This window comes from Dyella sp. Tek66A03, from assembly GCF_052567735.1.
Genome location: NZ_CP199584.1, coordinates 2096441 through 2108556, shown reverse-complemented (window position 1 = coordinate 2108556; position 12116 = coordinate 2096441). Strand labels below are relative to the sequence as shown.

General features: G+C 64.5%; 9 protein-coding genes. 5 read left to right on the top strand and 4 right to left on the bottom strand.

The features are described from left to right. Positions 1-30 precede the first annotated feature (30 nt). From ACT01B_RS09345 to ACT01B_RS09330, 4 genes are all read left to right on the top strand, one after another. Positions 31-1101, top strand: a complete 1071-nt coding sequence (locus tag ACT01B_RS09345) for an aromatic ring-hydroxylating oxygenase subunit alpha (protein WP_445147075.1) — start codon at positions 31-33, stop codon at positions 1099-1101. Continuing rightward, positions 1098-2396 carry a Xaa-Pro dipeptidase gene (locus tag ACT01B_RS09340; protein ID WP_445147074.1) on the top strand — a complete coding sequence of 433 codons (1299 nt, stop codon included), beginning with the start codon at positions 1098-1100 and terminating at the stop codon, positions 2394-2396. The genes ACT01B_RS09345 and ACT01B_RS09340 overlap by 4 nt, the downstream gene beginning before the upstream one ends. An 18-nt stretch (positions 2397-2414) precedes the next feature. Beyond that, positions 2415-3728, top strand: coding sequence for an amino acid permease (locus ACT01B_RS09335; RefSeq protein WP_445147073.1), 1314 nt, complete (start codon positions 2415-2417; stop codon positions 3726-3728). A gap of 135 nt (positions 3729-3863) precedes the next feature. After that, entirely contained in the window at positions 3864-5957 is a 2094-nt protein-coding gene (locus ACT01B_RS09330; protein ID WP_445147072.1) for an oxidoreductase, read from the top strand. Here the strand turns inward: ACT01B_RS09330 and ACT01B_RS09325 are convergent. Beyond that, entirely contained in the window at positions 5954-6511 is a 558-nt protein-coding gene (locus ACT01B_RS09325; protein ID WP_445147071.1) for a hypothetical protein, read from the bottom strand. The genes ACT01B_RS09330 and ACT01B_RS09325 overlap by 4 nt on opposite strands. Before the next feature lie 168 nt (positions 6512-6679). Here ACT01B_RS09325 and ACT01B_RS09320 point away from each other — a divergent pair, with 168 nt between their 5' ends. Then, on the top strand, positions 6680-7336 hold the full coding sequence (locus tag ACT01B_RS09320) for a TetR/AcrR family transcriptional regulator (protein ID WP_445147070.1): 657 nt from the start codon (positions 6680-6682) through the stop codon (positions 7334-7336). A 114-nt stretch (positions 7337-7450) separates the two neighbouring features. On the opposite strand, the gene ACT01B_RS09315 is transcribed toward ACT01B_RS09320, so the two are convergent. The 3 genes from ACT01B_RS09315 to ACT01B_RS09305 form a co-directional block, all read right to left on the bottom strand. Continuing rightward, positions 7451-8263: an IS3 family transposase gene (locus tag ACT01B_RS09315; RefSeq protein WP_445147069.1), complete on the bottom strand. Its 813-nt coding sequence runs from the start codon at positions 8261-8263 to the stop codon at positions 7451-7453. Beyond that, positions 8260-8589, bottom strand: coding sequence for a transposase (locus ACT01B_RS09310; protein WP_445147068.1), 330 nt, complete (start codon positions 8587-8589; stop codon positions 8260-8262). Before ACT01B_RS09310 ends, ACT01B_RS09315 begins: the two co-directional genes overlap by 4 nt. 69 nt (positions 8590-8658) lie before the next feature. Further along, the gene (locus tag ACT01B_RS09305; protein WP_445147067.1) at positions 8659-12090 is read right to left on the bottom strand and encodes a GH92 family glycosyl hydrolase; all 3432 of its coding nucleotides are present in this window, start codon (positions 12088-12090) and stop codon (positions 8659-8661) included. Positions 12091-12116 lie beyond the last annotated feature (26 nt).

Sequence of the window (12116 nt, the reverse complement as noted above, 5' to 3'; positions counted from 1 at the left end):
CGCCAGCCCATCCCGAGAGTGAAACCACGTATGCCAGCTGACACGACCATCACGAGCCTCGATCACGCCCGCGCCCTGTCGCCTCGCTACTACTTCGGCGACGACATGCTGGCGATGGAAAACCGCGCGGTATTCGCGCGCAGCTGGCAGCTGGTCGCGCACCAGGGACTGCTGTCGGAGCCGGGAGATCACGTGGTCGAACACGTGGGCGGCGTACCGGTGCTGCTGGTGCGCGGCCACGACGGCGCGTTGCGTGCCTTCCCCAACGTCTGCCGGCATCGCGCCGGTCCGTTGGCATTGTGCAACGGCAAGGGCGCGCGCTCGCTGCAATGCAAGTACCACGGCTGGACCTACACGCTGGAAGGCCAGCTGCGCAGCGCGCCGGAGATGCAGAGCGCCTCCGATTTCAAGGTCGATGACATTCGCCTGCCGCCGCTGCGCGTGCACGAGTGGCAGGGCCTGGTCTTCGTCGCACTGGACCCTGACGTACCCCCGTTCGAAGAGGTGTATGCGGGCATTACCGAGCGCATCGCGCCGATCGACCTCGCCGCCATGCGCTACCTGCGCCGCGACAGCTACGACATCGAGTGCAACTGGAAGGTCTACATCGACAACTTCCTGGAAGGCTATCACCTGCCCCATGTGCATCCGGGCCTGTCACGGGTGCTCGATTACCGCGCCTACGACACCGCGCTTTCCCCCTGGTACTCGCTGCAGTCCTCGCCGCTGCGCAATAGCGCGGATATCTATGGCGATGGCCAGGCGTTTTATTACTTCATGTATCCGAACGTGATGCTCAACATCATGCCGGGCCGCCTGCAGACCAACCGCATCCTGCCGCTGGGACCGGGGCGCTGCCGCGTGGAGTTTGATTACTACTACGCGCAGGACGATGCCGCCCAGGCGCGCATCGCGGCCGACCAGAGTTTCAGCGACGAAGTGCAGCAAGAAGACATCGACATCTGCCAGGCCGTACAAAAGGGTTTGGCGTCCGGTTACTACGAGCCAGGAAGGCTCTGCCCCAGGCGCGAAGGCGGCGTCTGGCATTTCCACAACCTATTGCGCGCGGCCTACGCCCGTGACGCCGGAGATTCTGCATGAGGATAAAGCTGTCCAGCCTGTTCTGCGCCATCGTGGTGATGGCATCCGTGCCTGCCGCCGCCCTGGGCGCGGAGCGCACGGTGGTGCACGCCGGCCACCTGCTCGACGTCGACTCGGGCAAGATGCTGGCCGACCAGGCCGTGACGCTGCAGGCCGGCCGCGTTGTCAGCGTACAGCCCTGGTCCGCGAGCGCCGCCAAGGGCGCGATCGTCCTCGACTGGACCGGCTACACCGTGGTGCCCGGCCTGATGGATATGCATACCCATATTGCCGATGAAACCGAGACCGCCGATCCCGGCGCGGCGCTGAAGAGCAGCCCGGCACGCGATGCCTTCATCGGTGCCAAGAACGCGCGCGACACCCTGCGAGCCGGTTTCACCACGGTGCGCGACGTCGGCGTCTATCGCGGCTTCGCCGATATCGCCCTGCGCGATGCCATCAATGCCGGCGACGTGCCGGGGCCACGGATGTTTGTCGCCGGCGCCTACATCACCATCCCCGGCGGCGGCGGCGAGATCACCGGATTGCCGCCTGGCACCGAGGTGCCGATGGAGTTTCGCCGCGGCGTCTCCAAAGGCGTCGACGACGTACGTCGGCACGTGGACATCATCCTCGACCATGGCGCCGACCTCATCAAGGTCATCGCCACCGGCGCCGTGCTCACCGACGGCACCGAACCGGGGCAATCGGAATACACCGAAGCGGAGATCCACGCTGCCGTGGAGGAAGCCGCCAAGCGCGGCAAGTTCGTGGCCGCGCACGCGCATGGCGCCGAGGGCATCAAGCGGGCGGTGCGCGCGGGCGTGCGCTCGATCGAGCATGGCTCGTTGATCGACGACGAAGGCATCGCGCTGATGAAGCAGCACGGCACCTGGCTGGTTGCGGACGTCTACAACGGCGACTACATCGACAGTGTCGGCCGCAGCGAGGGCTGGTCCGCCGAGAAGCTGCGCAAAAATACCGAAACCACCCAGGCCCAGCGCGACGGCTTCCGCAAGGCCGTCAAGGCCGGCGTGCACATCGCGTTTGGCACGGATGCCGGCGTCTATCCGCACGGTGACAACGCGCGCCAGTTCGCGTACATGGTTCGTTACGGGATGACACCGCTCCAGGCGATCCGCGCAGCCACCATCGATGCGGCGCGCCTGCTGGGCAAGGAGAAGGAACTGGGCTCGATCGCACCGAACAAGGCCGCCGACCTGGTGGCCGTGGCCTGCGATCCGCTGCAAAACGTCGAATGTCTGCGCCAGGTGCAAGGCGTGGTCAAGGATGGCAAGTCAGTTTCCCTCGACTAACCCCTGATGAGTGCAGACATGAGCGACGGCAAGAAAATCGGTTTCTGGACCTGCACTGCCCTGGTCGTAGGCAATGTCATCGGCATGGGCATTTTCATCCTGCCCGCGTCGCTCGCACCGTATGGCTTCAATGCGCTGATCGGCTGGGTGGTCACCCTGGCCGGCTGCCTGGTCCTGGCGCGCGTGTTCGCGCATCTCTCGCACGCGCTGCCAGGCGCCGACGGCCCCTACGGCTATATCCGCAGCACGCTGGGCGAGCTGCCGGCGTACATGGCGCTGTGGGCGTACTGGGTGTCGCTGTGGCTTACCAATGCCGCCCTGGCCACCGGCGTGGTCGGCTACATCACGGTGGTGATGCCGGACCTGGGCAGGATCCAGCCGGCGCTGTTCGCACTGGGCCTGCTGTGGTCGTTCGTGGCCGTCAACCTGTTGGGCGTGCGGGCGGGCGGTAGCGTGCAAATCGTCACCACGGTGCTGAAGCTGCTGCCGATGGTCGCCATTGCCGTGCTCGGCGGCTGGATCCTGCTGACCACGCCAGCCACCTTCGTCGCGCATCCGCCGGTGACACCGGTCACCCTCAGCGGTGTGATGGCGGCATCGACCATCGCCCTGTACGCGATGCTGGGCATCGAATCGGCCAGCATTCCGGCGGGTCGCGTCGACAACCCGGGACGCACGATTCCGCGGGCCACCATGACCGGAACCGTGCTGACCGCCTTGGTCTACATCGTCGTCTCCACCGTGCCGATCCTGCTGATCAAGCAAGCGGAACTGGCGGACTCGGGCGCGCCGTTCGCCATGCTGATGGACCGCTATGTCGGCGCCGGCGTCGGACGCTGGCTGTCCCTGTTCGTGGTGGTCAGTGGACTCGGCGCGCTGAATGGCTGGACCTTGCTGGTAGGCGAACTCACGCGCACCATGGCCATCAACGGCGTGCTGCCCGCCATGTTCGCGCGCAACAATCGCCAGGGGGCACCGGCCATCGCCTTGATCGTCACCGGCGTGCTCGCCTCGATCATGATCTGGATGAGCTACAGCAGCTCGTTGGTGGCCGCCTTCACCTTCCTCACCCGGGTCGTGACCGCCGCCAACCTGCCGCTCTATCTGTGCTGCTCGCTCGCGCTCGTCGTGCTGTGGCGTCGCGGCGCGGCACCTGAGATTGGAAGGCGTGCGCTACTGGTCGCCATCACTGGCGCGCTATATGTGGTCTTCGCTTTTATCGGCAGCGGCGAGGAACCGTTCCTGCTCGCCCTCGCCCTGATGGCTGCGGGTTTGCCGCTGTATGCGTATATGCGCCTGCGGCGTCACGCCGTCGCCCCTATCAAGGTCTAAGGGCCGGGCCTGTTGGCCCGCCCTCCTGCGTCATCACTCGGGCGCGTATCGACATACACTGCTTCGTACTTCCCTGGCTGGCGCGCCAACAGACCCCGGCGCGGCCCACGTGCCGCAATTGAACAGGCTCTCACCATGCGCGATCCCCGCTACGACATCCTCTTCACCCCGGTGAAGATCGGCCCGGTAACCGCCAAGAACCGCTTCTTCCAGGTGCCGCATTGCAATGGCATGGGTCACGCGATGCCGCTGGCCCATGCGGCGATGCGCGAGATCAAGGCCGAGGGCGGCTGGGCCGTGGTCTCGACCGAGGAGTGCGAGATCCATCCCAGCAGCGACCTCACGCCGTACGTGGAGGCGCGACTGTGGGATGACCGCGACATCCCCGCACTGGCGCTGATGTGCGACAAGGTGCACGCGCACGGCGCGCTGGCCGCGGTGGAGCTGTCGCACAACGGCCCCACCGCGTCGAACCTGTACTCGCGCGAAGTGCTGCTGGCCCCCTCGCATCAGGTGTCGAAATACGGCTACCCGTCGCAGGCGCGGGCGATGACTCGACATGACATCCGCGAATACCGGCGTTGGCATCGCGAAGCCGCCCTGCGCGGCAAGCGTGCGGGCATGGACATCATCTACGTGTATGCCGCGCACGACCTCTCGCTGCCGATGCACTTCCTGCAGCGCCGCCGTAACCAGCGCAGCGACGAATACGGCGGCTCGCTGGAGAATCGCGTGCGCCTGCTGCGCGAAGTGCTTGCCGACACGCGCGACGCCGTCGGCGATACCTGTGCCGTCGCCCTGCGCTTCGCTACCGACGAACTGCTCGGTCCCAGCGGCGTCGAACTGGCCGAGGCACAAGACATCGTCGGCCTGCTGGCTGAGCTGCCCGACCTGTGGGACGTCAATCTCGCCGCCTGGTACAACGACTCGGTGCCCTCGCGCTTCGCCGCCGAAGGCGCGCAGGAACCCTTCATCGATTTCGTCAAGAAAACCACTACCAAACCGGTCGTCGGCGTCGGCCGCTTCACCTCGCCGGACACCATGGTGTCGCAGATCCGCCGTGGCGTGATCGACATGATTGGCGCCGCCCGCCCGTCCATCGCCGATCCGTTCCTGCCCCGCAAGATCGAGGAAGGACGCGCCGACGACATCCGCGAATGCATCGGCTGCAACATCTGCGTATCCGGCGACATGACCATCTCACCGATCCGCTGTACGCAAAATCCGACCATGGGCGAAGAGTGGCGCAAGGGCTGGCATCCCGAGCGCATCCAACCCCGTCGCACGGCGAGTCGCGTGCTGGTGGTCGGTGGCGGCCCCGCTGGCCTCGAGGCGGCACGTGCACTTGGCCAGCGCGGCTACGAGGTCAGCCTCGCCGAGGCACGCCGCGAACTGGGCGGTCGCGTCACCCGCGAAGCGCGCCTGCCGGGCCTGGCCGAATGGGCGCGCGTGCGCGACTGGCGTGTCGGCCAGATCGGCAAGCTCACCAACGTATCGCTCTATCTCGACTCAGTGCTCAGCGCACAGGACGTGCTGGACTTCGGCGCCGAACATGTCGTGCTCGCCACCGGCTGCCATTGGCGCCGCGACGGCTTCGGGCGCAGCAACGGCCTGGGCATCGAAAATCTCGCCAACAACCCGCGCGTGTATACGCCGGACGACTTGCTGGATGGCCGCATGCCGAGTGGGCGCGTCGTCGTGTTCGACGACGACGGCTTCTACCACGCGAGCATCGCGGCCGACCTGCTGCACCAGCAAGGTTGTGATGTCGCCTACGTGACGCCGGAAGACAGCGTTGCACCCTGGAGCGTGAACACGCTCGATTATCGCCATATCCGCAAGCGCATGGCCAAACAGGGTATCGAGGTGATTGTGTCGCACAACATCACCGCCTTCGACGACACCACCCTGACCTTGGAAAACGGCTGGGACGGCCAGCGGCATGAACGCGCCTGCGACGCCATCGTCCTGGTCACCTCGCGCCTGCCCCACGACGCGTTGTACCAGGAGCTGCTGCAACGCGAAGCAGACTGGGCGGATGCCGGCATCCGCTCGCTACGCGGCATCGGCGACGCCGAAGCGCCCGGCCTGATCGCCCACGCGATCTACGCCGGCCATCGCTATGCACGCGAACTGGAGGAGGCGCCGTCAGGCGAAGTCGCCTTCAGGCGCCATTTCCACACTGTGGACGCCGACGATTTGCGGCGCATCCCCGACGGGATGAGCTAGGGCTCAACTCGACGAAATACTTCAAGGGCAGCAACATCTGCCTTAGCCACGGCCTGCACCGGTGCGTGGCGAGTCGAAGGACGCACCAGCATGTAGAACGCGGCGATATGCGTGATCATCAGCAAGGGCACATAGATGATCGGAATCGCATAGGCCGCGCCCAGCTCCCCGGCCACCGCGGGAAGATTGGCTTGAATGGCGTGGTAGTAGTCGAGGACTAAATCGACCATCCCGACGATATTGAAAGCGACGACGAACAGCCAAAAGAGCGGCCGCACCCTAACCGTGAGTAGCGCGAGCATGGCCAGCAACCCGGTTGCCAAGTCGGCGTATGCCGCGAATGCAGCAAAGCCAGACGGTAGATGGGATCCGACGACGCCGGGAACCACGAAGACGAGACCGAAAAATCGGAAGCTATGCAAGGTCGCGATGGCACGCTGCGCATCGACCCGGTCCATTGAGTTGAGTCGCGGCCAGATGTAGACGCGATAGCAGAGCAGCCAGGCGACGTAGCCAAGAACAAGATGCACGGTAAAGACGTTGGCCGGAGACATGTTGGACTCCCATCAGCTGTTAGTTGCCGCTGCCTCGAACACCGCAGCGCGATCGCGGCCGCGCGCTGTCCAACGCCTCATCCCAGATGCACTGGATGGGGCTGGTACCGAGCGGTACCAGTGAGCGTATGCTACGGTACCATCCGGTACCAACGCAAGGGATTTTTTGTGAAGAAGCAGGCAAACGTCGAATCGGGCCCGCAGCCGTTGCGCGAGCGAATCTTGCACGCCGCGATGGAGACGTTCATGGAGCTCGGCTACGCCGAGGCGAGCACACTGAAGATCGCAACGCGTGCTCAAGCATCGAAGCGGGAGCTGTACGCCCTGTTCGGCAACAAACAGGCGATGCTCGCTGCGTGCATCGCCGATCGAGCAGGACGCATGCACTTGCCGAGCCAGCTGCCGCCGCCGTCCCATCGTGAAGAGCTGGCGGCCATGCTTTCCAAGCTCGGCGCGATGGTACTGCGCGAGGTCAGCCATCCTGCCGTGATGGCCGTGTTTCGGCTCGCGATCATGGAGGCCCAACGTGCGCCGGAGGTAGCCGGCACGCTCGAGACCGCTCGCCAGTCGATACGAACCGCCGTGCAAAGCATCCTGGTACAGGCGCAGTCTGCGGGACTGATCGGCGCGGATGCCCCGGGCGAAATGGCTAGCCGGTACCTCTCGCTACTCTGGGGTGATCTGATGGTGAGCATCCTGTTGCGCATACGAGAGGCACCAGGCAAGACTGAGATTGATCGCCGCGTCGCAAAGGCCGCCGAAGATTTTCTTCGTCTCTACCCCGAGCCGAAAGGCCGAACCCATCAGCGCGCGCCAAGAGAGTGAATGGCACGCCCACGCCTGTCAGGCCTCAGACCCTTGGGGACTCGCGAGGCCCGGTAGGTTTTTCGCGCACAGGGTTGTAGTGGCCGGCTTTTTTTGGACCAAGAGATAGGAGCGTTAAGCCGCCAGTGCCTCAAACTCGGCGGGCGGCCGGTAATCGAGCGTGGAGTGTAGACGTTCGTGATTGTAGTAGCGTGCGACGTAGTCGATCACGGCATGACGCGCGTGTTCGCGCGTTGGGTAGGTTCCGTCGATCCATTCCTGTTTTAGGCTGCGGAAGACGCGCTCGACCACCGCGTTGTCCCAACAATTACCTTTACGACTCATGCTTTGCACGGCACCGTGTTGCTGCAAATGAGTGACATAAAGGTCCGCGGTGTACTGGCACCCTTGATCGGAGTGCACGATGAGCCCGGGTCCGGGCTGGCGGATGGCGAACGCCAGTTCGCTGGCCGCAAGAGCCAGCCGCGCATCAGCCACCTGCGCGGTCGCCCAACCGATGATGCGCCGGGAAAACAGGTCGACCACGATGGCCAGGTAAAGCCAGCCCTGACGGGTCGGGATGTAGGTGATGTCACTGGCCCAGGACTGGTTAGGGCGGCCCGGATCGAACTGGCGCGCGAGAAGGTTTTCCGCGGGCGCCGGCTTGGTGTTGCGACGGTAGTGCTGAAAACGCTTCGTCTTGGCCGTGATGTTCATCAGACGCATGATCGTGGCGGCCCGTTCCCGCCCGGTCGGAATGCCGGCCCGGCGCAACCCGTGCGCCAGGGTGCGGGCGCCGCAGCTGCGCTTGCTTCTGGCGTGGAGGTGGCGAACTTTCTGGGCGATGGCTTCATCCAGGACCGGTGCCGGGCGCGGTGCGGCGTAATAGCTACTGCGCGACCAACCCAGCAGCCGATGGATGTGCCGGATGGATACCTCCCCTCTCACCTTGTCGAGCGCCTGCGCCGTTGAAAGAGCACGGCGAGGTGAGAGGGCAACGATTTTTTTAGGGTATCGCGCTCTTGTGCCAGGGCCTCGCGCGCTTCTTCCGAAGCCTTCAGCTGCTGCTCCTGCAGCTCCCGAATGAGGCGCTGCTGATCGGCGACGCCGCTGGGAATTTGCGCTTGATGCGCGCGCCACGCTTGAACCCAGCGACGCAGCGCCGTCGGCCCCACCCCCGTCAGTTGCGCGGCCTGGGGCGGGGAATAGCCCGCCTCAACGACCAACCGAATGGCCTCTGCCTTCACCGCAGCGGCAAACTTTCTATGACCCATGGTTCACCTCGTAGGAGATTTTGCTCCTATCCGGTGGTCCAGAAATACCCGGCCACTTCAGGTGCGCTCCTACAGCGGCGGGAGGCTCACGGGTGGATACCCCAGCCACTCAATCTCGGACACGGCGATGCCATGCGTCGCCGCGTTTTTCTTGATGCGCCAGCGGTAGTAGGTGAAATCCCCTGGATGGGTCACCCCAAAAACACGCGTCTGCCGACGCCAGCCGAACGATTCGTCACGACGCTGATCCAGCGTGGTCCAGTACGCGCCATCGGACGAGCCTTCCAGCGTCCAGCTGCGAGGATCTTGACTCTCCTTCGCCGCGGACGTGATCGTATACATCAGCACCCGCTGCACGGTGTCGAAGCGCACCTGTACGGCGGGCTTCGCACCCTTCAACACTGCCTCGGTCTCCGATGTGTTGTCGCTGACCGCCCGGGCGGCAGGGTCGTCGCCTTCGACCGTTACCTGTGACTTCACCGCGTCCACGAGATCGACCAACGGCGAAGGCGGTTTATCGCCCTGCGTCAGCGACGGCAGCCGGGCATCGTCGCCCATCGTGCCCCAGCGCGATGGCTGCGGCCCCATTTGGAATACCAGCTCGGCGCCGTTGGCGAGGTCGGCGTGATTGAGCCAGGTCTTTTCGTACGGCTGGCCATTGAGCGAGACGCTTTGGACATAGCGATTGCGGTCGCTTACCTCGGGTGCGCGGATATCGATGGTGCGGCCATTTTCCAGATGGATGATCATGTGTGGAAAGTACGGCGCGCCAATCGCATAGGTCGGCGTGCCCATGCGCAGCGGATAGAAGCCGGCTGCACTGAACAACCACCAGCCCGACATCTCACCATTGTCCTCGTCGCCGGGATAGCCCTGGCCGATCTCGCTACCCACGTACAGCCGCGACAAGGCATCGCGCACCTTGTCCTGCGTCTTCCACGGCTCGCCAACCAGGTCGTACATATAGAGGATGTGGTGCGATGGCTGGTTGCTGTGGCCGTACTGGCCCATGCGCACATCGCGCGCTTCGAGCATCTCGTGGATGACGTCGCCGTACGCGCCGACATGAAAGTCGGTACCCGCATCGAAGAATGCGTCCAGCTTCCTGGCCAGGCCTTCGCGGCCGCCGTAGAGGTTGGCCAGCCCCTGGCCGTCCTGCACGCCCTCAAAGGCCATGTTCCAGGCATTCGTTTCGGTGTAGTCACCGCCCCAGGACAGGGGATCGAAATGTGCGGCATCGGTGCGCCATGCGCCGTCCGGCGTGCGGCCCACAAAAAATCCAACCTTGGGATCGAACAACTTCGCGTAGTTCTTGGCGCGACTGTGGAAGTAGCGCGCATCATCGGCGTAGTGATCGGCATACGGGTCGATCGCGTCGTGCGCGGCGGCGAGACTTTGCGCCAGTTCACCAATGCCGAAGTCGTTGAGATAGCCGGCCATCGACCAGGACAGGCCCTCGTCGACACTATTGTCCACATAGCCGTTAAAGACGGAACGGCTCAAGCCCTTGCGACCCGCGCCGGCGATATCGCTGACCACGGTCGCGTCTTTCAATGCCGCCTGGTAGAACGAGCGCACATCGAAATTGTGCACGCCCTTGTTCCACGCATCGGCAAAAGCAATGTCGGCGCTCGTGCCCACCATCAGGTCGGCATAGCCCGGAGAGGACCAGCGCGCTATCCAGCCGCCATCGCGATACTGCTGCACGAAGCCGTCAATCATCTCGCCGGCCTGCGTGGGCGTGAGCAGCGTGTACGCCGGCCATGCCGTGCGATAGGTATCCCACAAGCCGTTGTTGACGTACGGCCGGCCGGTCAGCACGCGTGCGCCGGTCTGCGTCGGCGTGTTAACGCCGACTGGCGGCGAGAATGGACTGGCGTAACGGTAATCCGGCTGGGCCGCGGTGCCGACGTTCTCGAACGCTTCGTTGGGATAAAGGAACAGGCGATACAGGTTGGAATAGAGCAGCACCTTGTCCGCTGGCTTGGCCTCAGGCAGCTCGACGCGGCCGAGCAGCTGGTCCCAGCGCGCGGCCGCGCGTGCCTGCACCGTGTCAAACGTGTCGTTCGAGGCAATTTCCTGGGCCAGGTTGCGCTTGGCCTGGTCCACGCTGATCAGCGAAGTGGCGATGCGCATCGTCACCGTCTTGTCCGTGCGCGTGTCGACGCCGAACCAGGCGGCGACATGGTCACGTCCGGCCCCGCTCAGTCGGCCGCTTTCCGTGACCGGGCGGTCGATGCTGGCGTAGAAGAACAGCCGCGTCGCCCCGGTGGACAGTCGACTGGCCACATCCGAATAGCCGCTGATGCTTTGTTGCGACGGCTCCAGCACGATCTCGCCGCGATCATTGCGGTTGTCGAACACCAGCTGCGCGCGGTCACCCGTAAAGGTGAAGCGGAATATCGCCGCATGGCTGGTCGGCGTCATCGCCGCCACCATGCCGTTATCGAAGCGCACCTGGTACAGGTCGGCGCGAGCGATTTCGTGGTCGTGGGTGAAACTCAACGCGCGCGCAGTGCGATCGAGCGGCGGTGCGCCGCTGGATACCTGCGCTGGCATCACCTGGAAGGTTTGGCGATCACCCATCCACGGGCTGGGCTCATGGCTCAGCGCGAACGCTTCGATACGCGGATGATTGTTCGCGTCGTTGCGCTCCTGGTACTGGTAAATCCAGTCCGAACCGGCGTTGGTGCTCGGCGTCCAGAAGTTGAAGCCGTGCGGCATGGCTACGGCGGGAAACGTATTACCGCGAGAGTAGTGTCCATTGGCATAGCTGCCGCGCCGCGTATCGACGTAAGTATGGGGCGTGGCCATCGCGTCCGCCAGCGGTGCATCACCCAGGCGTATGTCGTCGATATAGCCATGGAAGGCCGGGCTACCCGTCGGTGCATCCTCGGCCAGTTCAATCGCGACGACGGTGCGTCCAGCGGCGACTGCACCTACATCGACTACCAGCGCATTCCATTGGTTGTCGTACAACACTCGCGCATCTCCCTGCGCGCTGGCGCTGGCAGGCACGTGATGCTGGTCCTGCGCCTTCAGCGCGGACAGGCGCGATCCATCGGCGAAAAGCAGATCGACCGCAACGTATTGCGCCGGGCTTTGGGCGCCCTCGCCCTGCCTGACTGGAAACACCATGTATGACAGCCGGGTGTTCGCCCCCGCGTTCTGGTGAACCCGGAAAAGCGTCGCACGTCGAGACTGGCGTCCGCTGATCGCATCGGCGTCATAGCGCAATGCATGCGTACCCGAAAAGCCGACGCCCGGCTTGGAGGTGGGAGGCTCCTCCTTGCCGGGGCCGGGTACTACGCTCAGATGCCAACGCTTCGTGCTGGCCGTCAGGAGTGCCGGATCGCCCGCTTCGAACGAACTCGTAAACGTGGCGCGCTCGTTGCGAGCCGAAGCGTATGCGCCAGCCACCAGGAACAAGGCCACCAACAGGCATGCCAGATGCTCCCATCGATAGGGCAAACCGCCGCGTTCGGACGATGCGTTGTTCATCCCTGCACTCCAGTCTTGCTTTGATC